Here is a 25,989-nt window from a genome sequence, read left to right as displayed (position 1 = left end):
GCGATCAGGTCCCGGCGCCACAGGACGGGGTCCTGCTCCGCCAGGGGGACGGAGGCGCCGTCCGCATCCAGGCGCGCCGGNCGCCGCGCCTCGGCATAGCGGACCAGGGCGGCCAGGGACAGCACCTCCGCCTCCCCCGGCAGCAGCTCGGCCAGCACCTGGGTCAGGCCCAGGATTTCGGTGGCATACCCGGCGTGCGGGCCGGCGCCGGCCGCGTCCTCATGCGCCTTGGCGTAGGCGACCTCCAGCGTCGACAGCACGGCGTCCCGCCGCTCGGGCCAGGCGGCGGGGCCCGGTATCTCGAAGGGGACGCCCGCCTGGGCGATCTTGCGCTTGGCCCGCACCAGTCGCTGGGCCAGCGTCGGCTCCGGCAGCAGGAAGGCGCTGGCGATCTCCGCCGTCGTCAGGCCGCACACCAGGCGCAGGGTCAGGGCGGCCCGCGCCTCCACCGCCACGGCGGGGTGGCAGCAGACGAAGATCAGGCGCAGCCGCTCATCCGGGATCAGCCGATCGTCGTCCAGGGCCAGGTCCTCCGCGCTGGGCACGGGTGGTGGGGGGTCCGGGGCCAGGCGGGCGGCCGTCCGGCGGCGGCGCAGCAGGTCCAGCGCCGTCCGTTCCGCCACCCGGTACAGCCAGGCGTCGGGGTGTCCTGGCAGGGCCTCGTCCCGCCAGCTTTCCGCCGCGCGGGCATAAGCCTCGGCCACCGCCTCCTCCGCGATGTCCAGGTCGCGGAACTTGGCTGCCAGGGCCGCGATCAGCCGCCCCCGGTCGCGGGCCTGCCTGTCCAGCAGGGCCCGCGCCGGTGACGTGCCGGTTTCCGGCGTGCCGCTCAGGTCGGCGTCTCCAGCAGGGGCCGCACCTCGATGGCGCCGTTGGCGGCCAGGGGTACCCGCCGCGCGATGGCCAGGGCGGCGTCCAGGTCCGGCGCCTCGATCAGATAGAAGCCGCCCAGTTGCTCCTTGGTCTCGGCGTAGGGGCCGTCGTGCACCGTCTTCACCCCACCGGTGGTGCGCACCGTGGTGGCGCTGTCGGTCCCGGCCAGGCCGGCCCCGCCCACCCGGGCGGCGCCCAGGCTCCCGGCGAAGGCCATGTGCTGGCCGATGATGGCCTGCAGGGCCGGGCTGTCCGGCTCATCGCCGTAGATGGCCTCATCCTCGTAAATCAGCAGGGCGTAGTGCATGGGAAAGCCTTTCCATCGCGGGTTGGGGGCGCCTCCGGGCGCCCTGTGCCCCAAGAGACGCGCGAGGGGTGCCGGAATCGACAGCGCGTCCCGCCCAGCGTGGAAAATTTTCCGCAAAGCCTCAAGAGGGCGTCTCAAGAGGCGGCGTCTAAGGAGGTGCCCCACTCCTCCCCCCACATCCGACCGTCCGGCGGGATGGGCCGGTGGGCGTGGCGGCGGGCCAGGGGTTCCCGCCACCACGCCGTGTAGTCGGCCAGGGCCTGGACCTCCACCCCCTCATGGTCCTGGGCCGTGCCCACCTCCCAATAGACGTCCAGGTTGCGCAGGTCGGGGCGGGGCAGCCGGCCTTGCAGGCAGTCGGCCCACATGCCCGCGTACAGCCCCTCCAGCGACCGCACCAGGCCCGGCATGTCGAACAGGGTGCAGGTGTCGCGGTTGGCGGCCAGGCGGTCGCGGTAGTGTTGGCGCAGGTCCGGATCGCGGCCCAGGGCCACGGCGCGGTCGACATAGTCGCGCGGGCCGGCGCAGACCAGCTCGGGCAGGCCGGCGGCCCGCACCAGGCTGCCGCAGACCCGTGCCGCGAATCCTCTGCCGTCCAGGGTCAGCACCGGCACCCCCATCCACAAGGCGTCGCTGGCGGTGGTGTGGGCACCGTAGGGGCAGGTGTCCAGGAACAGGTCGGCCAGGGGGTATCGCGCCAGATGCTGGGGGTTGGCCAGCTTGGGCGCGAACACCAGCCGCTCCGGCGCCACACCCCGCTCCGCCGCCACGGCGCGCAGGCGGGCGTGCGCGTCGTCGGTGCTGGACAGCAGCCACAACACGCTGTCCGGCACGCGGGCCAGGATGGTCAGCCAGCGGTCGAAGGTGTGGGGCGTGATCTTGTGGGCGCCGTTGAAGCAGCAGAACACCGTGCCCTCGGCCGGCAGGCCCGCCTGTTCGCGGGTCGGCCGCTCCGCCGCCACCGTCCGCTGCCGGTCGTTGGGCTGATAGCAGGGCAGGCGCACCACCCGCTCGCTGTAAAAACGCTCGGACGCCGGCGGAATGATCCAGTCGTCGGCGATGATGTAGTGGTGGTAGGGGCTGCCCGTGGTGCCGGGGAAGCCCAGCCAGTTGACGATGATTGGGGCGGGGCGCAGCGCCAGCAGCTTGGGCCGGCCCTCGCGGGTGTAGCCGTTCACGTCCACCAGGATCTGGATGCCGTCGTCGGCCATGCGCCGTGCGGCGGTGGCATCGTCAAGCCCGGCCAGGTCGGTCCAGCGGTGGGCGCTGGCGCGAAAGCGGGCATGCAAGGCGTCCTCCGTGCCCCCGTCGATTTGGGGGCCGCAGTAATAGGCGTGCACCTCGACTGCCGCCGGGTCGTGCAGGGCGAAGACCTCCGCCATCAGGTGCCCCACCGCGTGTTCGCGCAGGTCCGAGGAGAGATAGCCGATGCGCAGCGGCCCATCCCGTCGGGCGGTGCGGGCCGCCCAATGGTCGGTGATGGGCGGGGTCGCCGGTATTCCCACGTCCGTCTTGTTGTAGTGCCAGGCCATGGCCAGGTGCAGCAGGGGGTCGTCGGTGTGCGCGGCCACGGACAAGGGCGACAGGCCGCCGCGTAAGGTGGCGGCGTCCATTCGGTCCCAGGGCTGCACCACCGGCCAAGCGCATTGGCGCTGACGCAGGGCCAGCAGGTGCTGCGCCACCTCCGCCTGGTGGGGGGCGATGTCCAGGCTCTGGCGCAACTGGGCTTCGGCCGCTGCGTCCTGGCCCATGGCCTCCAGCACGCGGGCGGACTGGTTCAGGGCCACCGTCTTGTGGTGGATGGCACCGCCGGTCACCGGTGACAGGCGCGCCACAGCCGCCTGCCACTGCGCCAGCGCCTGCCCCGGTCCCGCCAGCCGTTCCAGCACGCGGCCCAAATTGATGGCCGCCGGGTGGAAGTCGGGGTTCAGGGTCACCGCCCGCTGCAGGCAGTCGCGCGCCGCTGCCAGGTCACCCGCCTCGGTCAGCATGACGCCGTGGTTGAACAGGGTGGCGTACAGCAGCGGGTGGTCCGGGTTCTCCGCCACCCAGCGGTCGTACAGCAGGCGCGCCTGGGGGAACAGGCCGGCCCGGCGCAGCGCGTCCGCCGTCTGGATCAGACGGCTCAGATCCAGCGATTGCCCCGGGGTGGCGGGCAGAGAGGGGGGCGTCAAGCCAGAGGGCGTCAAGCCAGGGGGCGTCAAATCGTCGGGCATCAGGTCACGGCGGCTTGCAGGGCGGCCAGCTGCGTTTCGGTCATGCCGGCCATCTGGGTGGTGGTGAAGGCGTCGATCTGGGTGGCGGTCAGGCTGTCGATCTGGTCAGCCGTCAGCATGGCGATCTCGGTATCCGCTAGGGCGCCGATCTGGCTGGTGGTTAGGCCCGCCAGCTGGGTGGCGGTCAGGGCGGCCACCTCCGTCGTCGTCAGATAGCTGATCTGGGTGGTGGTCATCGCCCCCAGCAGGGTGCTGGTCATGGCCGCGAACTGGCTGGCGCTCAGCGACTGCAGCTCCGTCACCGTCAGGTTGGTGATCTGGTTGGTGGTCAGCGCCGCCAGCTGCGTGCCGGTGAACGCCGCCAGCTGCGTCGTGGTCAGGGCGCGCAGCTGGATGCGGGTCAGCGCGTCGATCTGGGTGGTGTTCAGCGCCTTCAGCTCCGTGGCCGTCAGGCCGCCGATGGCGGTGGTGGACAGCGCGGCGATCTGCGTCGCCGTCAGGGCCGTCAGCTGGGTGGTGGTCAGCAGCGCCAGCTCCGTCGCCGTCAGGGCGCCCACGCCGGTGGTGGACAGGGCGCCAACCTGGGTGGCGGTCAGCGCCGCCAGCTGGGTGGTGGTCATGGCGGCCACCGCCGTTTCCGTCATGTCGGCGATGGCGGTGGTGGATAATGCCGCGATCTGCGTCGTCGTCAGCTCACCCCACTGCGTGGCGGTCAGCGCCTCGATCCCCGTCTCGGTCAGGCCGGCGATCTGGGTGGTGGTCAGCGCGTCCAGCGCGTCGGCGCTCAGGGCCGCGACGGCGTCGCTGGACAGGGCGCCGATCTCGGTGGCGCTCAGGGCCGTCACCTGGGTGGTGGTCAGCAGCGCCACCTGGTCCGATGTCAGCCCAGCGATGCCCGTGGTGCTGAAGGATGCCATCTGGGTCGTGGTCAGGCTGGCCAACTGGGCGGACGTCAGCGCCGACACCTCGGTCGCGGTCAGGCCCTTGAACTGGGTGGCCGACATCACCCCCACCTGCGTAGTCGTCAGGGCGGCGATCTGAGTCCCGGACAGGGCGCCGATCTCGGTCGCGGTCAGGCCCTTCACCTGGGTGGTGGTCAGCGCCGCCACCTCCGCCGACGTCAGGCCGGCGACACCCGTGGTGCTGAGCGCCGCGATCTGGGTGGACGACAGGGACGCCAGCTGCGCCGTGCTCAGCGCTGCCACTTCCGTCGCCGTCAGCCCGGCCACGGCGAGGGTGCTCAGCACCGCCACCTGGGTGGTGGTCAGCGCCGCCAACTGGTCGGTGGTCAGTTCACCCAGCTCCGTCGCGGTCAGGCCCTTGATCTGGGTTGTGGTCAAGGCCGCGATATCGGTGGTGGTCAGCGCCGCCACCGCCGTGCTGGTCAGGGTGCCCACCTGGGTGGACGTCAGGGCGCGCAGCTGGGTGGTGGTCAGGGTCGCGACCTGGGTTGCCGTCAACCCGGTCAGGGCGGTGGTGGAGATGGCGGCCATCTGCGTGGTGGTCAGGCGTTGCAGTTGTGCCGTCGACAGGGCCGTCACCTCCGTCGCCGTCAGGCCGCCGATGGCCGTGGTGGTGAAGGCGGCGAGCTGCGTGGTGCTCAGCGCTGCCAGCTGGGTGGTGGTCAACGCCGCCGCCTTGGTGGCGATCAGGCCGCTGATCTGGATGGTGGTCAGGGCCGCGATCTGGTCCGTGGTCAATGCGGCGATCGCCGTGCTGCTCAGCGCCGACAGCTCGGTGCTGGTCAAGGCCGAGAACTGGGTGGTGGTCAGGGCCACCACCTCCGTCGCGGTGAAGCCGCCGACACCGGAACTGGACAGTGCCGCGATCTGCGATGCGCTGAGGGCCGCCAGCTGGTCGGTCGACAGGGCCGCGATCTCATCCGCCGTCAGGCCCTTCACCTGGGTGGTGGTCAGGGCCCCGATCTGGTCCGCCGTCAGGGCGGCGAACAGCGTGGTGTTCAGGGCCCCGATCTCCGTGCTGGTCAGGGCGGCCAGCTGTGTCGTGGTCAGGACGCCCAGCTGGGTTTGCGTCAGGCCGCTGACGCCCGTGGTGCTGAGGGCCGCGATCTGGCTGGTGCTGAGGGCCGCCAGCTGGTCATCCGACAGGGCGGCCACCTCCGTGTCCGTCAGGGCCTTCATCTGGGTGGTGGTCAACGCCGACACCTGGGTGGTGGTCAGCGCCGCCAGCTGGGTCAAGGTCAATGCCGCCAGGGCGGAGACGCTGAGCCCCGCCACCTGGGTGGTGCTGAGGCCCGCGATCATGGTGGCGGTCATCTGGCCCATGGCGGTGGTGGACAGGGCACCCATCTGGGTGGCGGTCAATGCCGCCAGCTGGTCATCCGACAGGCTGTCGATCGCCGTCTCCGTCAGGCCGCCGATGGCGCTGGTGGTCAACGCCGCGATCTGGGTGGTGCTGAGGCCCGCCAACTGGTCCACGCTCAGCAGGCTGGCCTCCGTCGCGGTCAGGCCCTTCACCTGGGTGGTGGTCAGGGCCGCCAGCTGGTCGGCCGAGAGCGACGCCAGCTGGGTGTCGGCCAGGGCCGCGATCTCCGTCGTCGTCAGGCCGGCCACCTGGTCGGTGGTCAGCGTGGCGATGTCCGTCTCGCTCAACCCCGCCAGGGCGGTGGTGGTCAGCACCCCGATCTGGGTGGATGTCAGGGCGTCCAGCTGGTCGTCCGACAGTTCCTCCACCTCCGTCGCGGTCAGGGCCTTGACCTGGGTGGTGGTCATGGCGCCGATCTGGGTGGCGCTCAAGGCCGCCAGCTGGGTGTCGGCCAGGGCGACGATGGCGGTGGTGGTCAGGGCCTTGATCTGCTGGGTGCCCAGGCCGGCGATCTCCGTTGCTGTCAAGGCTGCGATCCCGGTGGTCGTCAATGCCGCGATCTGGGTGGTGGTCAGGCCCGCCACCTGGTCGCTGCTCAAGGCCGCGACGGCGGTGGCCGTCAGGTTCTTGATCTGGGTGGTGCTCAGCGCCGCCAATTGCGTCGCCGAAAGGGCCGCCAGCTGGTCGGTCGACAGCGCCGCCAGCTCCGTCTTGGTCAGGCCGCTGATGGCCTTGGTGGAGATGGCGGCGATCTGATCCGTGTCCAACACCGCGATCTGGGTGGTGGTCAGGGCCGCGATGGCGGTGGATGTCAGTGCCGCCACCTGGGTGGTGGTCAGCTGGTCAACCGCCGTGGCCGTCAGGGTGCTGGCCCCGGTGGTGGTCAGGCCGGCGATCTGGGTGGTGGTCAGCGCCGCCAGCTGGGTGGCGGACAGGGCCGTGACCTCCGTCGTCGTCAGGCCCCGCACCTGGGTCACCGTCAGGGCCGCCATCTGGTCGGACGACAGGACCGCCAGCTGGTCCAGGGACAGGGCGGCCAGATCGGTGGTGCTGATGCCCCGCACCTGGGTGATGGTCAGGGTCGCGATCTCCGCCGTCGTCAGGCCGCCGATGCCCGATACCGACAGGGCGCCCATCTGGGTGGCGGTCAGTGCCGCCAGCTGCGCCGTCGACAGTTCACCCACCTCCGTCGCCGTCAGGCCCTTCACCTGGGTGGTGGTCAGTGCCGCCACCTGCGTCACCGTCAGCGCCGCGACCTGGTCGGACGACAGGGCGGCGATATCGGCGGCGGAGATGCCCTTGACCTGGGTGGCGGTCAGGCCCGCCAGCTGCGTTGCCGTCAGCGCGCCGATCTGGGTGGTGGTCAGGGCGCCCATCTGGGTCGCCGACAGCGCCGCCAGTTGCGTCGTCGACAGATCCGCCAGCTCGGTGGTGGTCAGGCCTTTGATCTGGGTGGTGGTCAGCGCCGCCAGCTGCGTGGCCGTCAGGGCGTCCACCTGCGTGTCGCTGAGGGCCGCCAGCTCCGTCACCGTCAGGCCCTTCACCTGGGTGACGGTCAGGGCCGCCACCTGGGTGGCCGACAGGGCCGCGATCTGGGTGGTGCTGAGCTTGGATATCTCGGTGGCGGTCAGGCCCCGCAGTTGGGTGGTGGTCAGCACCGCCAGCTGGTCGGTGGTCAGCGCCGCGGCGCTGGCCAGGCTGAACGCCGCCAGCTGGGCCGCCGACAGGGCGGCGATCTGGGTGGTGCCGAGGCCAGCGACCTCAGTCGCCGTCAGGGCCTTGGCCTGGGTGGTGGTCAGGGCCGCGACCTGGGTGGCCGACAGGGTGGCCAGCTGGGTGTCGGCCAGGCTTGCCACCTGCGTCACCGTCAGGCCCTTGACCTGGGTGGTGGTCAGCGTCGCGATTTGATCGACGCCCAGGGCGGCCAGCTGCGTGGTCGACAGCGCGGCCAGGGCCGCGGCGCTCAGGGCGCCCACCTGGGTGGTGGTCAGGGCGGCGATCTCCGTCACCGTCAGACCCTTGGCCTGCGTGGCGGTCAATCCCGCCATCTGGGTGACGCTGAGCGCGGCCAGTTGCCCCGTGCTCAGCGCGCCGATGTCGGTCGCGCTCAGTCCCTTCATCTGGGCGGCGCTCAGGGCCCCGATCTGGTCGGCGCTCAGGGCCGCCAGCTGGGTGTCGGCCAGGTAGTTGATCTGGGTGCTGGTCAGGCCCTTCACCTGGGTGGTGGTCAGCGCCTGGATCTCGGTCGCCGTCAGGCCGGTCAGGGCGGTGCCGGTCAGCGCGGCGATCTGCGTCGCCGTCAGCGCCGCCAGTTGCGTCGTCTCCAGGCTGGCCAGTTCCGTGGATGTCAGCCCGGCCAGGGCCGTGTTGGTCAGCGCCGCCATCTGCGTGACCGTCAGCGCGTCCAGCTGCGTCAGGCTGAAGGCCGCCATCTCCGTCCTGGTCAGGCCCTTGACCTGGGTGGCCGTCAGGGCGGCGATCTCCGTGGTGGTCAGGGTTCCGATCTGGGTGGTGGTCAAGGCGGCCAGCTGGGTCGCGGTCAGGGCCGCCAGCTGGGTGTCGGACAGGGATTGCAGCTGGGTGGCGGTCAGGCTCTTGATCTGCGTGGCGGTCAGGGCCGCCACCTGCTGGGTCGTCAGGGCGGCGAACTGGCTGGCGTCCAGCGCCGCCAGGTCCGTCACCTCCAGGGCCTTGATCTGGGTGGTGGTCAGACCTTGGATTTCCGTCGTGGTCAAGGCGCCCGCCTGGGTCACGGTCAGCGCCGCGATGCCGGTGGTGGTGATGCCCTGCAGCTGGGTGGTGGTCAGAACCGCGATTTCGTCGGCGCCGAAGGCGGCGATCTGGGCCGCCAGCAGCACGTGGAACTGCGCGGCGCTGAAGGTGATCTGTCCGGTGGTCAGCGCCGATATCTGGGTGGTGGTCAGGCCCGCCATCTGCTTGGTGGACAATTCCGCCAACTGCGTGCCGCTTAGCGCCTCGATCTCTTCCGTCGTCAGGGCGCCGATCTGGGTCAGGCTGAGCGCCGCGATGTCCGTCGCCGTCAGCGCCTGGATGGCGGAGGTGGACAGCGACGCGATCTGCGTCACCGTCATGGAGGAGACGGCGGAAACCATGGGAAACGCGGCACCCCTTAACCGCCACGGAAGCGTGGCTGTTCTTGTTCCTTGAACGGGGGCGGGGCCGGTAACAGGCGGTTTTTCCCGACCAGCCTGCGACAAAATGGACCAGGGGTGGGGAGGCCCCCCGGAATTCCGCTTGTCGGCGAACCCATCCCCGCGCCAGTGTGATGGGGTGTCGGCCCGCTCTAAGCCACCAGGAAGGGGACCATGACCGTCGCGCTCCATGACCGCCGCTTCCTGTCCCTGCTGACGGGGGCCGGTGCAGGCGGGCCGTATGGCCACGCCAACCGACCGGGCGAGACGCTGCTGGATACCGCCGCCTTGCCTCGGGGGGATCATTTCTTTACCGGAACGGATGGTCGCTGATGGTATGCCGGCGCCTGCTGACGTGTGTGGTGTTAGGGGTTTGGTCCAGCCTCATGGTGCCGGCGGTGGCGGCACCCCCGGCCGACGCGGCCGACAGCCTGCGCATCCTCGTGGAGGCCTCGGCCGACCGGCTGGCGCTGGCCCGCCAGGTGGCCCTGTCGAAATGGGACAGCGGCGCGGCGGTGGAGGATGGCGGACGCGAGGCCGTGGTGATCATGAGCGCCGTGAGCCAGGGCGAGGGGCAGGGCCTGGAGCGTATCTGGGTTGCCGGCGTCTTCCGCGCGCAGATCGAGGCCAACAAGCTGGTGCAGTACGGTCTGCTGGCCGACTGGAACCGGGGCGGCGCGGCGCCGGACCACGCGCCGGTGGATCTGGTGCGCGACGTGCGCCCACAGCTGGACGTCGCGCAGAAGGCCATGATGGCGGCGCTGCCCGGCGTGGCGTCCCTGCGGACCCGCAAGAGCTGCCGGGCGGAGGTGGCGGCCGCGGTGGGCGACTATCTCTACCGCCGCCAACTGCCGGCCGGCACCCTGGACGCGATCGCGCTGGACCGTGCGCTGGCGGGGGTCTGCGGCGGCTAAGCGGACTTTTCGAACTTCGCCCCCACATGGGCGGGCTCGGAACCGCTTAGCCCTGCAGGAAAGGCGCAGGTGCCGCCCACGCGTCGGGGGATGCGGCCGGAACCGGTCTTGGGACAGTATGGTTTTTCCAGACCCCGGCGGCGAAAGACACTCCCTTGCCCATGAAAGACCGTATCCGCGTGCGTGAGGAACAGCTCCTGTCCAAGGGCTGGGCCACCCTCAGCAAGGTCACCTTCGATTATCGCCGCCGTGATGGCGACTGGCAGACCCTGAGCCGGGAGGTCTACGACCGTGGGCACGGCGCGGTCATCCTGCCCTATGACGCCGAACGCGGCACCGTGCTGCTGGTCAGCCAGTTCCGCTTCGCCGCCTACGTCGCCGGCCACACCGGCCCGATGATCGAAGCGGTGGCCGGCCTGCTGGACGACACCTCGCCGGAGGAAACCATCCGCCGAGAGGCGGAGGAGGAGGCGGGCTGCCGCATCGGCGCCGCCCGCAAGGTGTTTGAAGCATATATGAGTCCCAGTTCAGTGACTGAACGCTTAACTTTCTTTATTGCACCCTACAGCATCGCAGATCGCATAGGCACAGGTGGTGGCCTCGCAACTGAAGGCGAAGATATTGAAGTTTTGGAGACTACGCTAGAGGAGGCCATGGCTATGGTCACCGATGGACGTATCTTGGATGGTAAGACCATCATGTTGCTGCAGTATTTGAAGATAAACGGTCTAGCATTATAATGAATGCATGCATTCTCTTAGGTGGGAGTATAGTGTCTTTTTAGCCAAGCACAAAGGCCATCCAGTCCGGGCATTAATATTCTTTCGTTAATATTGGCCTGATCAAGTTTATCTCGGATTTCCCATTTCAAGCGGGCCGGTATGGTTATTTTATAACTTCGCACCCTATCTTTTGCATAGGGCTCTTGAAGCCAGTCATCAAATGTTAAATTTGGATTACTTAGGACTGAAAAATATGCAAATTGATTGATTATTCTTTCGTCTATAGTCGGAGGCTCGAAAAATATAGCTGCATCATACGCAGATGAATGTTTATTATCTAATGTGTTGATGTCTGGAATTGTTCGTACAAGCATGTCCATTGAAAATATGTTAGCTCCAAAATTTTGTAACTCGGAACGTTCTGCTGCCTGGAGTAACGAATGGGTATCAACAAAATTAACCATCCATATCGCTCCGTCGCATTTGAAATCGTTCAGTGAACTGGTGGCGAAGTGAAGCGCGACATATGGTGAGTACGTCCAATCGAGAAGGCGTGTGGGGAGGCCATGGTGCTGAGCGATGCTGAGCCAATGCCACTCAGTATCTCGTTCCACAACATGTTTGTGGGCATATTTCTGGAATTGTTTAAGGAGATTTTGCTCCATCTTGGGGTAGGGATTGCCCATGCGCATCAAGCTGGTAGAAAGCGTGTGTTTCGCGTCGTTAAGGCCCCTAAAGGCGTAATTTGACCGGAAGCGACTTATATTTGCGTTCCAAGAGTCTTGGAAAAGTAGATCTTGGAGTTCTCCCCAAGATGTTGCTAATATTTCTTCCAATTTACGCTCCTACGTATCTGCAAGCGATTTTACAATCTGGAGATGTATCCTAAGGGGACTCTAAATGCAAGAAAATCCCTTTATGGTGGTAGAGCGTCCATATTGGACGACTTGCGGATTCTCCGTCTATTGAATTCATCTAATCCACATACACCATGAACTGCTCATACCGGCCGGCGTCGGCGCGGGCGACGATGCGCACGGTGCGGCTGGCGAAGGTCGCCTGGTAGATCTCCTCCGTCAGGCCGCCACGCAGGTGGCGGGCCAGGGGCTTGATGGCCGTCAGCGGCCCCAGCGGCCCCAGGGTGGCGGCGTAGTCGGCGACGGCGGCGGGGGTGAAATAGGCGGCGCCATCGGCCGTCAGGTGGGCGAGGTCGGCCTGGCCGTGGGCCAGCCCCTCCAGGAATGCGCGGGCGGTGGCGGTCTCCGCCGCGCTGGGCTGGGTCGACAGGGGCAGGATGGCGCCGATCTTCTGGGCGATGGCGCCAGGGTCGCCATAGTCGCTGTTGACCAGCACCACGATGGCGGCACCCAGGTCCGGCCACACCCGGTTCTCCGCCAGGAAGCCCGAGACCTCGCCGCCGTGGCGCAACAGGCGGGCGGCCCCGTCGCTGGTGACCGTCAGGCCTAGGCCATAGCGCGCGTCCTGGCCGTTGTTCAGGCGCACACTCGTCTCCATGGCGCGCCAGCTTTCCGGCTTCAGCAGCTTCCGCTCCATCAACGCGATGTCCCAGCGGGCCAGGTCCCGCGGCGTCAGGGCCAGCTGAGCCGCCCCCATCAGCCAGCCCGGCGCCTCCTTCGGCGCCGGGCGCGGCTGGCCCAGGGCGTAGCGGGTGTAGCCAGCGGCGTCCTTGGGTCCCAGCGGGCCCTGGTCGATGTCGGCGGCGTCCAGGCCCAGGGGCTTCAGCACCCGGTTGGCCAGGAAGGTGAAAAAGGGCTGGCCCGACGCCTTTTCCACGATGCGGGCGGCGATGGTGAAGCCGGTGTTGGAATACTGCCAGGCCTCCCCCGGCTGGAAGTCCAACGGCACCCGGGCCCAACGGTCGAAGATGCCATCGGCCGTGATCGGCTTCTCCATGAAGGCCGGCACATAGTCCTGGGGCCAGAAATCGCGGTAACCCGCCGTGTGGCTCAGCACCTGGCGGATGGTGATGCGGTCGCCATCGGTCAGGTTGGGGATGAATTTGCCCACGGTGTCGTCCAGGGACAGCGCGCCGTCCTCCGCCAGCAGCATCACGGCGGCGGCGGTGAACTGCTTGGAGACGGAACCGATGGCGAAGCGCTGCGCCGGCGTGGCCGCCACCGCCGGATCCCGCCGCGCCTGGCCATAGGCATGGACATAGGCGATGGCGCCATCGCGCACCACGGCGATGGAGGCGGCGGGCGTGCCCGTTTCCGCCAGCGCCTGGGTCACCGCCGCGTCCACCTTGGCCGCCAGGTCGGCGCTGAGGTCCGCGCCGCGCGCGGCACCGGACAGGAGAAGACTGCCCGTGACCAGGGCGGCAAGCAGGATGCGCATGGGAATTCCGTCACGGTTGGGGGATGCCCATCCTGTCATTCCCGGCGGTTGCGCGGAAGAGGGGGCGGGGGCCGGAAACGACCAAGGGGCGACCCGTCACCAGGATCGCCCCTTGGCGTTCAACCGGACCCGCCGATCCTCAGCTCACGGCCGCCACCGCCAGGGCCCGCAGGGCCTGGGCCACACCCTCGCCATAGGCCGGGTCGGCCTTGGCGCAGTTGGCGATGTGGCGTTCCTGGATGTGTCCTTCCGCTCCGCTCAAGCTGCGGGCGGTGTTCTCGAACAGGGCCTTCTGCTGGGCCGGGCTCATCTGGCGGAACAGGATGCCCGGCTGTTCCCAATGGTCCTCATCCACCCGGTGGTCCCAGTGGGCGGCGGCCCCCTCCAGCGCCAAGGGTGGCTCGGCGAAGTCCGGATGGTCCGGCCACTCGCCATAGCTGTTGGGGTAATAGTGCAGCGTGGCGCCCTTGTTCCCGTCGGTGCGCATGGCGCCGTCGCGGTGATAGCTGTTGTGGAACGGGCACTTGGGCGCGTTGACGGGGATGTGGTTGAAGTTCACGCCCAGGCGGTAGCGTTGGGCGTCGCCGTAGGAGAACAGGCGCGCCTGCAGCATCTTGTCGGGGGAGAAGCCGATGCCGGGCACGATGTTGGCCGGGGAGAAGGCGGCCTGCTCCACCTCGGCGAAGACGTTTTCCGGATTGCGGTTCAATTCCATCACCCCGACCTCGATCAGGGGGTAGTCCGCCTTGGGCCAGGTCTTGGTCAGGTCGAAGGGGTTGTGCTTGTGCGCCTTGGCCTGGGCCTCGGTCATGATCTGGATGGCCAGGGTCCAGCGCGGGAAGTCGCCGGCCTCGATGCTGCCGAACAGGTCGCGCTGGTGGCTTTCGCGGTCTTTGCCCACCACCGTCTCGGCCTCGGCGTCGCTCAGGTTCTCGATGCCTTGCTGGCAGCGGAAATGGAACTTCACCCAGTGCCGCTCGTTGGCGGCGTTGATCAGGCTGAAGGTGTGGCTGCCGAAGCCGTGCATGTGGCGATAGCTGCGGGGGATGCCCCGCTCGCTCATGACGATGGTGACCTGGTGTAGCGCCTCGGGCAGCAGGGTCCAGAAATCCCAGTTGTTGTTGGCGCTGCGCATGCCGGTGCGCGGGTCGCGCTTCACGGCGTGGTTCAGGTCGGGGAAGCGCAAGGGATCGCGGAAGAAGAACACGGGCGTGTTGTTGCCCACGATGTCCCAGTTGCCCTCGTCGGTATAGAATTTCACGGCGAAGCCGCGGATGTCGCGCTCCGCATCCGCCGCCCCGCGTTCGCCAGCCACGGTGGAGAAGCGCAGGAACAGCGGCGTCTGCTTGCCCACCTGGGCGAAGATGCCGGCCTTGGTGTAGCGGGTGATGTCCTGCGTCACGGTGAACGTGCCATAGGCGCCGCTGCCCTTGGCGTGCATGCGCCGTTCCGGGATCACCTCGCGATCGAAATGCGCCAGCTTCTCGATCAGCCAGATATCCTGCAGCAGGGCGGGCCCGCGCGGACCGGCGGTCTGGATGTTCAGATTGTCCACCACCGGCGCGCCGGTGGCATGCGTCAGGTGGGGCCTGGGCGTGTCGGACATGGGATGGGCTCCATGAAGAGGGGGCCCCAGGGGAGTTGCCCCCGGGACTGACGCCCGGATTTGGCAACAAGGGTGGGTCGGGTTTCATTGACAACCCGGCCCCACCCTTGTTGCGCGGGCCGCATCAGGCCCATGCGCGCGGGCCGGTCCTTGGCCCGGAATGGACGGGTGGAAAATCCAAACCTGCAAAATTTAACAAGGCTTAACGCCAAATCGGCGCTGCTCCGGACAATAGTGTTGCCATTGCCGCACGTACACTGCGCAGCGGATGGGGGCTTGGTTGCCGTCTGCGCCGCCGCTGGCGGGCACCCCCGCGATCATGAACCTGAGGCACCGCGGTTTCCCGGAACCGCGACCCGGAGCGGAGATGAGGGACGCGAGATGTCAGACGTTGCGATGAAGTATTTCTACGCCACCGCCATCCACGGGTCGATGCGGGCCGCCAGCCAGAAGATGAACGTGGCCGTCTCCTCCGTCAGCCGGCAGATCGCCCAACTGGAGGCGGCCATGGGCATGCCCCTGCTGGAAACCGGCCGCCGCTCGGTCAAGCTGACCACCGCTGGCCAGATGGTGTTCGACTTCTACCAGGCGCAGATGGCGGATCGCGAGGCCTTCACCGCCCGGCTGGAGGCCCTGCGCGGCATGCGCATGGGGGCCGTGGAACTGGCGGTGGGCGAGGGCTGTACCGTGCAGTCCGTCCAGGGCGTGCTGGACACCTTTCAGAACCGTTATCCCGGGGTGGAGCTGGCGCTGCACACCGTCTCCACTGCCGAACTGGTGCGCATGGTGGTGGATGACGAGGTGCACATCGCCATTGGTGTCCAGGTCCCCAGCGACCCCAAGGTGCGGGTGCGCACCTCCGCCCGCCAGCCGCTGATGGTGGTCAGCCGGCCGGACCATCCCCTGGCCAAGCGGGGCGCGGTCACCCTGCAGGATCTGGCGGGCCACGACCTGTGCCTGCCGCCCCGCGACACCCGCATCCGCCAGCTGCTGTCGGCGGCGGAGATGCGGCATCAGGCGTGGCTGCGCGCCACCATCACCACCAATTCCCTGCACACCATGCGGGACTTGGCGCTGAGTGGCCGGGCCGCCACCATCCTGCCGCGCGCGGCGGTTCTGGCCGATCTGGAGGACGGCTGCCTGGTGGCCACGCCCTTGTGTGATGTCGAGGCGGATAGCACCACCCTCGACCTGGTGACGCGCCTGGGCCGTCAGCTACCGCATGCCGCCACCCTGGCCCTGTCGCTGCTGGAACAGCAGGTGCATCGCTGGGGGCAGGGGAGTGGCCAAGCCGGCGTCCGGCCCGAGCGGCGCGTTGGCCCCAGCCTGGTGGTCGAGGCGGTGGCCTGACCGCCGGGACTTTATCCCCGGGCGCGCTGGATGCGCACCGACACGCCGTCGATGATGGCGGGGACGGGGGCGGAGGGTTTGTCCACCTGCACCGTGATGGTGTCGATGCGGGGGAATTCCTCCAGCAGGGTGCCGGCCACGGCTTCCGCCACCGCCTCGATGGTCATGAAGCGCCGGGCGGTGGCCACGCGGGTGGTGGCGGCCGTCAGCTTGGCGTAGCAGACGCTGAGGTCCCAATCGTCGGCACGGCCCGCCACCGACAGATCCAGCGTGCAGTCCAGCGAGATGTAGAAGCGCTGCCCCAGCTTGGCTTCCTCGGCCGTCAGGCCGTGGTGGGCGTAGATCGCGATGCGGTGGACCAGGATATGGTCGGTCATGGGGTGCTTTCCTGTTCGGGGCGGCGCACAGGCTGCCCGTTCCAGGGGCCGCTGTCACGCGCCCTTGTTCAGCGCCCCTGTGGCATAAATGTGGACGGGTGATTTGGCCGTTGCGCCGGCGGCGCGGCGCCCGCAGGGTGGCCGCCGCCGTTGGCCCCCATAAAACGTCGATCCCGAACACTGGAATTCCATGCCCATGCCTGCCCCCGCCGGGAACCTCGCCGCCGCCCGCCAGCGCCTGCGCCAGGAGTGCGCGGTCGTCCTTCCCGGCTTCCGCACCCTGACCCCGGCGGAGGAATTCCGGGCGGTGGCGGACTGGTGCGACGCCAACGGCGTCACCCATGACCAGTATGGCCAGGGTGACCTGCTGACGGCGTTCGAGGGCACGGTGGCCGGCCTGCTGGGCAAGGAGGCGGCGGCCTTCATGCCCAGCGGCGTCATGGCGCAACTGATCGCCATGCGACTGTGGACGGAGGTCAGCGGCGTTGCCCGCTTCGGCATGCCCCATACCTCCCACCTCGCCCTGCATGAGGAAGAGGCTTACCAGGCCCTGTTCACCTTCCACGGCGTGCCGGTGGGTGATCGCCGCCGGCCCATCCTGGCCCGCGACCTGGCGGCCGTGTCCCAGCCGTTGGCCTGCCTGCTGGTGGAACTGCCCTTGCGCGAGATCGGCGGCCAGCTGCCGGAATGGGAAGAGCTGCAGGCGCTGAAGGACCTGGCGCGGGCGCGCCAGCTGCCGCTGCACATGGATGGCGCCCGCCTGTGGGAAAGCCGCGCCTATTATGGCCGCGGCTATGCCGAGATCGCGGCCGGCTTCGCCTCCGTCTACGTTTCGGTCTACAAGGGCATCGGCGGCATCGCGGGCGCCGTGCTGGCGGGCGACGCCGATTTCATCGCCAACGCCCGGCTGTGGCAGCGACGCCTGGGCGGCACGCTGGTGCGCCAGACCCCCATGGTCGCCACCGCCGCCATGCGGTTCGAGACGCGGCTGGGCCAGATGGACGCCTGCTATCGCCGGGCGCTGGACCTGGCGGCGCACCTGGCCGCCATCCCCGGCATCCGGCTGAATCCGGCCGTGCCGCAGACCAACATGCTGCACATCTTTTTCGATCGCCCGGCGGAGGAGGTGGCGGAAGCGCGGGACACCATCGCCCGCACCACCGGCCATTGGGTGGCGGGCGAGATCCGCCCCGCCGACGTGCCAGGGTGGAGCGTGACGGAGCTGTATGTCGGCGACACCCTGCTGAGCCTCGACAATGCCCAGGTGCTGCCCCACTTCGCCCGTCTGGCCGGCGCCTAACGGTAGTCGTGCGTGTCCACCCCGGTGGCGCGCACGGCCCAGCGATGGTGCCAGCGCAGATCGGTCAGCGACAGCGGCGCGATGTCCAGCCGCCAGAAGGCCGGAAGCGGCGCCTCCAGCACGACGGCCACCGCCATGCGGATCACGGACGGGTGGGTGACGGCCAGGGTGTGGCCCTCGATGGGGATATGCTCCAGCCATGCCGCCACGCGCGCCCGCAACTGCGCCAGCGACTCAGCCCCATGGGGGCGGGCCTCCGGATCGCCCAGCCAGGCGGCCACCGCGTCCGCCTCATGGGCCGACAGGTCGGCCAGGCTGCGGCCCTGCCAGGCGCCCACGTCCAGATCGGCCAGGGCCGTGTCCTCATGCGGCTCCACGCCCAGGGCGCCGGCCAGCGCATCCGCGGTCTGCCGGGCGCGGACCTCCGGCGCCGTCCATAGGCGATCGATCTTGCGCAGGGCGCGGATCTCGGCCAACCGCGCGGCCTGGGCCAGGCCCGCCTCCTCCGCCGGCGTTTCGGCCGGGGCGAAAACGGCGTCGCGCTGGGCGCGGGTGGCGGCGTGGGCCAGCAGGGTCAGGCGGGACGGCATGAGATATTCCTTGAACGCGGTGCGCCCCCTCCCTACCATTCCACGGATCACCCGCGCATGGGGGAAGCCGGTGCAAATCCGGCACGGTCGCGCCACTGTAACCGAACGCTTCGCCCTTTCCAGGGTGTCGCGTGCGGAAGCCAGACCCTCCGTCGCCTTGTTCGACCGCATATGGGACGCGTAATCCCAGGGAGCGTTTTCAATGGTCCACGCCGCCACCCACACCGGCACCACCACCCTTGCCCTGCCCGTGATCTCCGGCGCCCAGCTGCTGCCCTGGGCCGTGTTCGGCGGGCTGCTGCTGGTGCTGATGCTCTATTTCGTGGGGGCGGAGCAGGGGGCGACCTCCCTGATCCAGGGGCGCGAAGTGCATGAGTTCGTGCACGACGCCCGCCACCTGCTGGGCTTCCCCTGCCACTGAGGCGGGCGGGTTCCCTCACATGATCGGAATTTTGCTGGCCCGCGGGATGCTCATCGGCATCCTGGCGGGATTGCTCGCCTTCGGCGTGGCCACGCTGATCGGTGAGCCGCCGGTGGAACGCGCCATCGCGCTGGAGGCTGGCGGTGGCCATGATCATCACGATGGCGACCACCCCGATGGCGGCCATCACGACACGGTCGCCCCGCATGAGCACGCCGCTGAGGGCGGCCATCATCACCACGGCGCCGAAGCGGCGGATGGGGAGGAAGAGATTTTCAGCCGCGGCACGCAGGCCGGTTGGGGCCTGCTGACTGGGCTGCTGGTCCACGGCGCCGCCATCGGCGGCCTGTTCGCCCTGACCTATGCCTACGCCCAGGGCCGCATGGGCGCCCTGGGGCCGCGCGGCCTGGCGGCCACCCTGGCCGCGCTGGGCTTCCTGGCCATCGTGCTGGTGCCTGGGTTCAAGTATCCGGCCAACCCGCCGGCGGTGGGCAATCCCGACACCATCCAACAGCGCACCGCCCTGTTCTTCATGCTGCTGATCCTGTCCGTCGCCGCCATGGCGACGGCCGTCGTCACCGCCCGCCGCCTGGCGGCGCGTTGGGGATCCTGGAACGCCGGCCTCGCTGGCGGCCTGTTGTTCGTCGCCGTCATGGCGGCGGCCGGCCTGGTCCTGCCCATGGTGGACGAGGTGCCGGAGGGTTTCCCGGCGCAGTTGCTGTGGCGCTTCCGCCTGGCGTCATGGGGCATCCAGGCCACGTTGTGGGCCGGCCTGGGCCTGGGCTTCGGCTGGCTATGCGACCGGGCGCAAGCGCGGGATGCGGGGGCGTTGCGACGGGGCGACCGGCCGGCGCTGTTCTGACACCGGGGCTGCCATACCTGACCGGGCGGTGACAGGGGACCAGCACGATGGCGAGGAAGCCAAGCGCGGCCAGGGTGCCCTGGGCGTAGGGATCATCTGCGCCAGCATCCCCAGCATGGCGTGGGTGGGGGCCCCGCCCCGCCGCCGCCTGCCTGATCGCCGCCGGCGCCATGGTGCTGCGGCTGGCGTAAGGGGCGATGAGGTAATACTGGTCTTCCATTAAGGTGGACTATATGGTGGCCAACTAGCCAGAAAAATTTTAGCAATTTTATTGCCAAATTTAACTATTAATCTCGGGGATCGGCTTTATGGATAAGACCATTCTGGTGACCGGCGGGGCCGGCTTTGTGGGCAGTCATGCGTGTAAGGCGTTGTCGCAGGCCGGCTTCTGCCCCGTTGTTTATGACGATTTGTCCAATGGTGTGCGCGATGCGGTGCGGTGGGGGCCGTGCGAAGTTGGGAAGCTTGAGGATGAGGCCCGCCTGGCGGCGGTGATCGCCGAGTATAAGCCGGCGGCCGTGATGCATTTCGCCGCCTTCATTGAAGCGGGCGAATCTGTCCGTGAACCGGAACGCTTTTATCAGAACAACGTGGCGGGAACCTTGTCCCTTCTGCGGGCGATGCGTGCCCACGACGTGGGGAAAATCGTCTTCTCCTCAACGGCGGCGGTTTATGGCAACCCGAAATTCACACCCATCCCCGAGACCCATGGCCTGAACCCGGTCAATCCTTACGGCCAAAGCAAGCTGATGGTCGAAAGGATCCTGGGAGACGTGGCGGCGGCGCAGGGCTTGCGATTCTCCATCCTGCGGTATTTCAACGCGGCGGGCGCCGATCCCGACGGTGAACTGCGCGAGAACCATCAGCCGGAAACCCATCTGATTCCCCTGGTCCTGCAGGCGGCGTTCGGCCAACGGCCGGATATCGCGATTTTTGGCACAGACTATGACACACCGGACGGCACTTGCATCCGCGACTATGTCCATGTCGCCGACCTTGCCTCCGCCCATACCCTGGCGGTGCAGCGGTTGTTGGCGGGCGGGACGTCGCTGACGGCCAATCTGGGTACCGGCCGTGGTTTCTCCGTGCGCGAGGTCATCGACGCCGTAAAGGCGGCGACCAGGGTGGACATCCGCATCCGCCTGGCCGACCGGCGCCCGGGGGACCCCGCCATCCTGGTGGCCGACCCGTCCCGTGCCGCCCGCGACCTGGGGTGGGCGCCGCGTTATGCCGACCTGGCCCAGCAGGTCCAACACGCCGCCGCCGTATTGGCTCCGTCGCGCTGAACCGGCCGGGCGATCAAATACGGGAAGGACCTCGCCACGCCGTCCCGGCGGCTGCCCGCCGGGCCCAGGGGCATGCGGCCGCCGCACTCCCCTCGTCGTCGGCGCCATGGTGCTGGCCTATCGTGAGACACGCGTTCGAACGACCGTCTCACGCGGCCCGGGCCACTCCAGCCTCGGTCCAACCGGTGTCGCGGTGCCAGCGCGCGGTGATGCGCCCGTGCTCCAGGGCGAACAGGGTCAGCCAGCCATTATCGAACAGCGCCCGCACCTGCTCGTGGTGGGCCAGCACCCCGGCGATGGCGTGCCGTGGGGCCTCCACCAGCACCGACAGGCGCAGGGGTGCATGGGCCAGCCGCTCCCCGTCATGGACGGCTTGCCAGGGCAGGCCGGTGCGCAGCATGCCGCCATTGCCCTCCACCACGCCGATGCCGGCGGTGACATTGTGGATCAGCTTGTCCCCGCCACCGAACAGCGCGGGCGCCACGGCCGATCCGTAATATTGCAGGCTGATCCAGCTGGCCACCACCACCGGCGCCGTCAGGATCAACTCCAAGGTGGCGAAGTCGCGGTCCTCTCGCCAGTCATAGGAATGCAGGAAGGCGCGGCCCTTCAGGTCGCCCGAGGCGGTGACGGCCCGGGGCGCGGCGACGAAGGCGGCACATCCGGCCAACCCCCATTCCGGACGCATCTCCGCCCAGTTGTGGGCGCGGGCTGCCAGCGATGCCGCGCTGGCGCCGGGAAGGCGCGCCGCCCGTTCCAGGCGCACCTGGCGCCCCGCCCGGTCCAGCCAATCGCGGGCGCGGCGGATGTCCGCCTCATGATCCCGGCCGGCGCCCTCAGTATACAGGGTGACGCGGTCGGTCACCGTGTCATGCAGGCCGGCCAGGAACAGGGTGTCGGCCGGCAGGTCGATGCCATGGGCCGGCAAGCCCGCCCGCGTCTCCGGATCGTTCATCAGGCCCGCCAGCAGGCGGGCGGAGACATCACCCTGATGGCCGCCGCAGGCGCCGCAGTGATAGGCGCTGTGGTGCGGGTTGTTGTGCAGCGTCGCGCCATGGCCGATCAGCAGCACCAGGCGCGCGTGTCCCCGGGTCAGCGACATGGCCTTCAGCACCTGCGCCGCGGTCGCCGCCTTCGCATCCGCCGGCAGGGCGGGCGTGAAGGCCGGCGCCGGGTCGGCTCCCCGCGTACGGCCCAGGCCCAGGGCGTCGCGCAGCAGTTTCACGGCGTACAGGGGGCCCGCCGACTCCACGAAGGCGAAGGAGGATACCGCCGCCTGGCGGAACCGCCCCAGCGCGCGGGCGGAGCGGGCGGCGATGCGCCGCTGCCGCTCGTGGGCGGGCGGCAGGGGGGTGCAGGACCGCAGGCGGGGCGGCAACAGGACAGGCAGCCGCGCCTCCCCCAGGTCGGACGCGGCCGGGTGGTGCTCCACCGGCAGGCCGAAGAAGCCGGCGAAACCCAGCGTGCCGATGCCGGTGTCCAGGCTTTCCAGGGCCCGGCGGAACGGTTCGGAGCGCACGTCGATGCAGAACGCGGCCTGCATCAAGGGCCGGTCCCCGGGCGCTACCGCGTCGCTTCCCCGCAGCAGGGTATCCAGGCCCCGCTGATAGGCCATTTCCGCCGCATGCTGCAGGATGGTGTCCACCACCAGGTCGGCGTCCGGCGTCACCGGCCGCGCGTGGGCGGCCAGCACCTCGGTCCAGGCCGGGGCCACCGCCGGCACATGGGCCAGCAGGGCCTCCTCCCACACCAGGCGGATCGCCAGCAGGTCGGCCAGCGTGCCGTCGCTCTCGCCTGCCAGTTCGGCCTGCCATTGCAGCCACCGCGCATGCTGGGCCCAGCCCCCCAGGTCGGTCAGCAGCCGGTGGAAGGTGGTCTCCGCCGCGTCCGGCGTCAGGTCCAGGGCGGCGGCGGCGCGCAGTAGGGCGCGGCCGGGGGTGTCCGGGCAATGGGCGACGTGGCGGCAGAAGCCTGTCAGCCCGGCCAGTTCGGGTGTCAGGTCATGGGTCGCCCATTCCCGCCAGGCGGCGAAGGCCGAGGACCCGGGGGCCGGCGTCCACAGGGCCTGCCCCCGGTCGAAGTGACCCGCCGCCCACAGCCCCAGGCAGCGGCGGATGATCGCGGGCCAGTCGGTACCGGTGGCCCGCGCCGCCAGTTCCGCGATGGTGGGCAGCGCCTGCGGGGCGGGATTAGGCTGATGGGCCAGCGCCGTCAGGGCAGTCCCATCGGTTGGCTTGCCCGGATGGGAGCAGGCGGCCAGCGCCGCCGCCAGGTCGCCGGCGGTGATCTCCCCGGCGGCGATCATGGCGGCGTAATCCTCGCGGCTGCGGGTCAGGCGGACCCCGGCGACACGGGCCAGCCGGGCGGCGGCGTGCGCCAAGTCTTCCCCGGTCTGGCCCATGAAGGGATTGACCGCCACGGTGGCGTCCAGGGGAAAGGCCGGCGGGACGGCGCGCATCGCCGCCTCGGCCGCCGCGAACAGGGCCTTGGCCGGTGCCGGCGCGATAGCGGGCTGATCGTGGAACATGGGTCGTCTCCAGGGATGACTGTGGTCAGGACCGGATGGCGCGGAAGCCGCCGATCAGCCGGTCGAAGGCGGCGTTGAGGTAGAACCCGTTGGCGATGTGGACCCTGAGGCCCGCCGCCGCCGGATGGTGGGCCCAGTGGGGGAACAGCGCCTGCGCCACGGCCACGACGCAGAAGGACGTGACGGTCAGCCCGATCAGCGCCCATTCCAGCGCGCCGGCCACCGGCGGTGCGGGCAGGGTGCCGCCGGCCGCATGCACCGCCAGGGCCTGCAGCCCGAAGTAGGAGAGGGTGACGGCGGTGGAGGCGATCAGCGTGCGCTGGGTCAGGGCCCGGGGTGCGGCATCCGCCAGCCCCTGCGCCACCAGGTAGGCGACGCCGGACACCAGGATCAGGCCCAGGGCCAGCGCTTGGGGTGACTTCGGCCCGGCCAGCAGGGTGAAGCCGACGGCGGTGAGGCCGTAGAGGGCCAGCGCCAGCCCGAAGGCCCGGACCACCGCCCCCACGCCGGGGGCCGCGACGGGGCCGGGGCGCCGCGTGGCCTGCACCGCCCGGATGGCCCCGCCGGAGGACAGGAAGGCGTGCGCCTTGTAGAGCGAGTGCGCCAGGATGTGCAGCATCGCCAGCGGCCACAGACCCAGGCCACATTGCAGCAGCATGAAGCCCATCTGCGCCACCGTGGACCAGGCCAGCGCCGTCTTGACGGCGCTTTGGGTCAGCATGACCAGGGCGCCGAACAGGGCCGTGAACCCGCCCAGCAGCACCAGCGCCGCCATCGCCGCCGGACTGGCCTGGACCAGCCAGGCCAGGCGGATCAGCAGGAGACCACCGCTGTTGATGATGCCGGCGTGCAGCAGGGCCGACACGGGCGTCGGTGCCTCCATCACCTCGGTCAGCCAGCCATGCAGGGGGAAGGCCGCCGTCTTTAGCAAGGCGGCCAGGACCAGCATGCCGATGGCCCCCTCGGCCGCCGGGGGAAGCGGCGCCAGCCGGGCGGCGACCTCGATGGTCGCGATGTCCAGGGTGCCATAGGCCAGCCACAGCAGGCCGGTGGCCAGGATCAGCGCGGCGTCGCCGGCCCCCCAGACCAGAGTGAATTTCGCGGCCGCGCGCCGCGCCGGCGCCCGGTCAGGGAAGAACAGCAGCAACTGGCGCAGCACCAAGCCGATGGCCGCCAGCGCCGGCACCAGCAGCGCCAGGCTACCCGCCTGCACCTGCAGCAGCACCAGGCCCAGGGCCGTCAGCATCAGGGCATGGAAACGCCCCTCCCGCGCCGCGCCATCCAGGTAGGTGCGGCCGTAGCGGGTGACCACCCAGCCGATGAAGGCGACAACCGGCGCCACCAGGGTGTTGACCACATCCAGGCGCACCAGCGGCCCGCCATCCCCCACGCCCTTGAAGGCGAATTGCACCGCCCCCGCCAGGCACAGCGCGAAGGCGGCTAATGCCGCCGCCTCGGCGATCACGGGGATGGGTTTCGGGCAGCGGCCGGGGCGCAGCAGGGCGATGGCGGCCGCGACCAGCGGCACGGCCGGGGCAAGGCTCGACAACGGCATCGAACTCTCCAGGGAAACGCGGCCCAGGATTGGAAACGCAGGCAGGAGATAGCGCTTGCTTAATTTCCAGAAAATTACATCTTTTAGCGGAATCCATTCGATTTTTTGGAATCTCGCGGCGTGGCCTCGCTCAACCTGCATCACCTGCGCCTCTTCCGGGCCGTCGCACGCGAGGGCACGGTGACGGGCGCCGCCCGGCAGCTGAACCTTTCCCCCTCCGCCCTGTCGACGCAGTTGCGCACGCTGGAGGACACCCTGGGCCACGACCTGTTTGAGCGCCGGGGGCGTGGCCTGATCCTGACGGAGGCGGGGCGCATCGCCTTGGACCATGCGGAGGCCATCTTCCGCTCGGCGGAGGATCTGGCCGCTACCTTGCGCAACGCCCGGGGCGGCCAGCGCGCCTTGCGCGTCGGCGCGCTCGCCACCCTATCGCGGAACTTCCAGATCGGCTTCCTGCGTCCCCTGCTGGGTCGCCCGGATGTGGAGATCGTGCTGCGCTCGGGCTCCCAGGGGGAACTGCTGCGCGGTTTGGACAGCCTGGCCCTGGATGTGGTGCTGACCAACCTGGCCCCGCCCCGCGATGCTGCCAGCCCCTATCTGATCAACCGCCTGGATGAGCAGCCGGTCAGCCTCATCGGCACGCCGGCCCGGCTGGGCTCCACCCCGGCAGAAGGCTCCGGGCATGGCGTCCCGCTGGCGACCCTACTGATCCGCCACCCCCTGATCCTGCCCACGCCGGAGACGGCGCTGCGCGCGACGTTCGATGCGCTGGTGGCGCAACTGGGCGTCACCGTGCGCATCGCGGCGGAGGTGGACGACATGGCCATGATCCGTCTCATGGTCCGTGAGGATGCCGGTTTGGCCGTCATTCCGCCCATCGTCGTGCGGGATGAGCTGGGCGGCGGCCAGTTGGTGGAGGCCGGGCGCCTGCCCACCATGGTGGAGAGCTTCCTGGCCGTGACCCTGGACCGCCGCTTCCCCAACCCGCTGCTGGCGGAGCTGTTGACCCGGGGCTGAGAGGCCCGGTCAGGCCCGCGCGATCAGATGCAGGAAGGACCCCGCCACATTGCCCCGGCGGCTGCCCAGAGGGCCCAGGAGGGTGCCGTCGGCGGCTTCCGCCGTCAGCAGGGGGGCATCGGCGCCGGTGGTCAGGACGCTGGCGTAATGGAACTCATGGCCCCGGAAGCGGCTGCCGGCCGGGCCCAGGGCCATGTCGGCCAGCGTGGTGACCAGGCGATAGCCCAGGTGCAG

At 69.4% G+C, this 25,989-nt stretch carries 20 protein-coding genes, 1 pseudogene and 1 riboswitch; of the genes and pseudogenes, 9 read left to right on the top strand and 12 right to left on the bottom strand.

Annotation, left to right across the window (positions count from 1 at the left end):
- From I55_RS02925 to I55_RS02910, 4 genes are all read right to left on the bottom strand, one after another.
- Positions 1-704 (bottom strand): DUF6596 domain-containing protein (locus tag I55_RS02925; protein ID WP_286364286.1); only part of this gene is annotated, 704 nt, incomplete at its 3' end.
- Positions 705-829: 125 nt separating this feature from the next.
- The gene (locus I55_RS02920) at positions 830-1,180 is read right to left on the bottom strand and encodes a YciI family protein (RefSeq protein ID WP_044558999.1); all 351 of its coding nucleotides are present in this window, start codon (positions 1,178-1,180) and stop codon (positions 830-832) included.
- A gap of 134 nt (positions 1,181-1,314) precedes the next feature.
- Positions 1,315-3,354: a glycosyl transferase gene (locus tag I55_RS02915; RefSeq protein ID WP_044558998.1), complete on the bottom strand. Its 2,040-nt coding sequence runs from the start codon at positions 3,352-3,354 to the stop codon at positions 1,315-1,317.
- Positions 3,355-3,395: 41 nt separating this feature from the next.
- The gene (locus tag I55_RS02910; RefSeq protein WP_044558997.1) at positions 3,396-8,834 is read right to left on the bottom strand and encodes a hypothetical protein; all 5,439 of its coding nucleotides are present in this window, start codon (positions 8,832-8,834) and stop codon (positions 3,396-3,398) included.
- A 213-nt stretch (positions 8,835-9,047) separates the two neighbouring features.
- Here I55_RS02910 and I55_RS36765 point away from each other — a divergent pair, with 213 nt between their 5' ends.
- The 3 genes from I55_RS36765 to I55_RS02900 all read left to right on the top strand — a co-directional run bounded on the left by I55_RS36765 (position 9,048) and on the right by I55_RS02900 (position 10,527).
- Entirely contained in the window at positions 9,048-9,206 is a 159-nt protein-coding gene (locus tag I55_RS36765; RefSeq protein WP_159107094.1) for a hypothetical protein, read from the top strand.
- Entirely contained in the window at positions 9,206-9,787 is a 582-nt protein-coding gene (locus I55_RS02905) for a chorismate mutase (RefSeq protein WP_064742460.1), read from the top strand. Before I55_RS36765 ends, I55_RS02905 begins: the two co-directional genes overlap by 1 nt.
- A gap of 161 nt (positions 9,788-9,948) precedes the next feature.
- Positions 9,949-10,527, top strand: coding sequence for an NUDIX domain-containing protein (locus I55_RS02900; protein WP_044558995.1), 579 nt, complete (start codon positions 9,949-9,951; stop codon positions 10,525-10,527).
- Positions 10,528-10,544: 17 nt separating this feature from the next.
- On the opposite strand, the gene I55_RS34035 is transcribed toward I55_RS02900, so the two are convergent.
- The 3 genes from I55_RS34035 to I55_RS02890 all read right to left on the bottom strand — a co-directional run bounded on the left by I55_RS34035 (position 10,545) and on the right by I55_RS02890 (position 14,470).
- Positions 10,545-11,345 carry an FRG domain-containing protein gene (locus I55_RS34035; RefSeq protein ID WP_083900796.1) on the bottom strand — a complete coding sequence of 267 codons (801 nt, stop codon included), beginning with the start codon at positions 11,343-11,345 and terminating at the stop codon, positions 10,545-10,547.
- Positions 11,346-11,484: 139 nt separating this feature from the next.
- Positions 11,485-12,864 (bottom strand): serine hydrolase, encoded by a 1,380-nt coding sequence (locus tag I55_RS02895; RefSeq protein ID WP_044558994.1) that lies wholly within the window; start codon positions 12,862-12,864, stop codon positions 11,485-11,487.
- Positions 12,865-13,003: 139 nt separating this feature from the next.
- Positions 13,004-14,470 carry a catalase gene (locus I55_RS02890; RefSeq protein WP_044558993.1) on the bottom strand — a complete coding sequence of 489 codons (1,467 nt, stop codon included), beginning with the start codon at positions 14,468-14,470 and terminating at the stop codon, positions 13,004-13,006.
- A 381-nt stretch (positions 14,471-14,851) separates the two neighbouring features.
- On the opposite strand from I55_RS02890, the gene I55_RS02885 reads away from it, so the two are divergent.
- Positions 14,852-15,820, top strand: coding sequence for a LysR family transcriptional regulator (locus I55_RS02885; protein ID WP_044558992.1), 969 nt, complete (start codon positions 14,852-14,854; stop codon positions 15,818-15,820).
- 11 nt (positions 15,821-15,831) lie between these two features.
- Here I55_RS02885 and folB read toward each other — a convergent pair whose 3' ends face one another.
- Positions 15,832-16,197 carry a dihydroneopterin aldolase gene (gene folB / locus I55_RS02880; protein ID WP_044558991.1) on the bottom strand — a complete coding sequence of 122 codons (366 nt, stop codon included), beginning with the start codon at positions 16,195-16,197 and terminating at the stop codon, positions 15,832-15,834.
- Positions 16,198-16,393: 196 nt separating this feature from the next.
- Here folB and I55_RS02875 point away from each other — a divergent pair, with 196 nt between their 5' ends.
- A complete protein-coding gene (locus I55_RS02875) occupies positions 16,394-17,497 on the top strand; it encodes a low specificity L-threonine aldolase (RefSeq protein WP_044559000.1) in 1,104 nt (367 codons plus the stop codon).
- Here I55_RS02875 and I55_RS02870 read toward each other — a convergent pair.
- Positions 17,494-18,087: a histidine phosphatase family protein gene (locus tag I55_RS02870; RefSeq protein WP_044558990.1), complete on the bottom strand. Its 594-nt coding sequence runs from the start codon at positions 18,085-18,087 to the stop codon at positions 17,494-17,496. The genes I55_RS02875 and I55_RS02870 overlap by 4 nt on opposite strands.
- Positions 18,088-18,113: 26 nt before the next feature.
- A riboswitch (cobalamin riboswitch) is annotated at positions 18,114-18,256 on the top strand.
- A 33-nt stretch (positions 18,257-18,289) separates the two neighbouring features.
- Here I55_RS02870 and I55_RS02865 point away from each other — a divergent pair.
- The 3 genes from I55_RS02865 to galE all read left to right on the top strand — a co-directional run bounded on the left by I55_RS02865 (position 18,290) and on the right by galE (position 20,656).
- A complete protein-coding gene (locus I55_RS02865) occupies positions 18,290-18,508 on the top strand; it encodes a CbtB-domain containing protein (RefSeq protein WP_044558989.1) in 219 nt (72 codons plus the stop codon).
- Positions 18,509-18,527: 19 nt separating this feature from the next.
- The gene (locus tag I55_RS02860; RefSeq protein ID WP_044558988.1) at positions 18,528-19,370 is read left to right on the top strand and encodes a CbtA family protein; all 843 of its coding nucleotides are present in this window, start codon (positions 18,528-18,530) and stop codon (positions 19,368-19,370) included.
- Positions 19,371-19,678: 308 nt separating this feature from the next.
- Positions 19,679-20,656: a UDP-glucose 4-epimerase GalE gene (gene galE, locus I55_RS02855; protein WP_044558987.1), complete on the top strand. Its 978-nt coding sequence runs from the start codon at positions 19,679-19,681 to the stop codon at positions 20,654-20,656.
- Positions 20,657-20,804: 148 nt separating this feature from the next.
- On the opposite strand, the gene I55_RS02850 is transcribed toward galE, so the two are convergent.
- Together I55_RS02850 and I55_RS02845 are read right to left on the bottom strand one after the other, a co-directional pair.
- On the bottom strand, positions 20,805-23,183 hold the full coding sequence (locus I55_RS02850; RefSeq protein ID WP_044558986.1) for a YbcC family protein: 2,379 nt from the start codon (positions 23,181-23,183) through the stop codon (positions 20,805-20,807).
- A gap of 25 nt (positions 23,184-23,208) precedes the next feature.
- On the bottom strand, positions 23,209-24,738 hold the full coding sequence (locus tag I55_RS02845; RefSeq protein WP_044558985.1) for a proton-conducting transporter membrane subunit: 1,530 nt from the start codon (positions 24,736-24,738) through the stop codon (positions 23,209-23,211).
- 120 nt (positions 24,739-24,858) lie between these two features.
- On the opposite strand from I55_RS02845, the gene I55_RS02840 reads away from it, so the two are divergent.
- Positions 24,859-25,755, top strand: a complete 897-nt coding sequence (locus I55_RS02840) for a LysR family transcriptional regulator (protein WP_044558984.1) — start codon at positions 24,859-24,861, stop codon at positions 25,753-25,755.
- A 9-nt stretch (positions 25,756-25,764) separates the two neighbouring features.
- On the opposite strand, the pseudogene I55_RS02835 reads toward I55_RS02840, so the two are convergent.
- Positions 25,765-25,989 (bottom strand): annotated as a pseudogene (locus I55_RS02835) (cobyrinic acid a,c-diamide synthase); the annotation flags it as partial.

Source organism: Azospirillum sp. B4 (genome assembly GCF_000333275.1).
GTDB lineage: Bacteria > Pseudomonadota > Alphaproteobacteria > Azospirillales > Azospirillaceae > Nitrospirillum.
The sequence above is the reverse complement of the archived record's forward strand: the minus strand, read 5'-3'. Positions and strand labels throughout refer to the sequence as shown.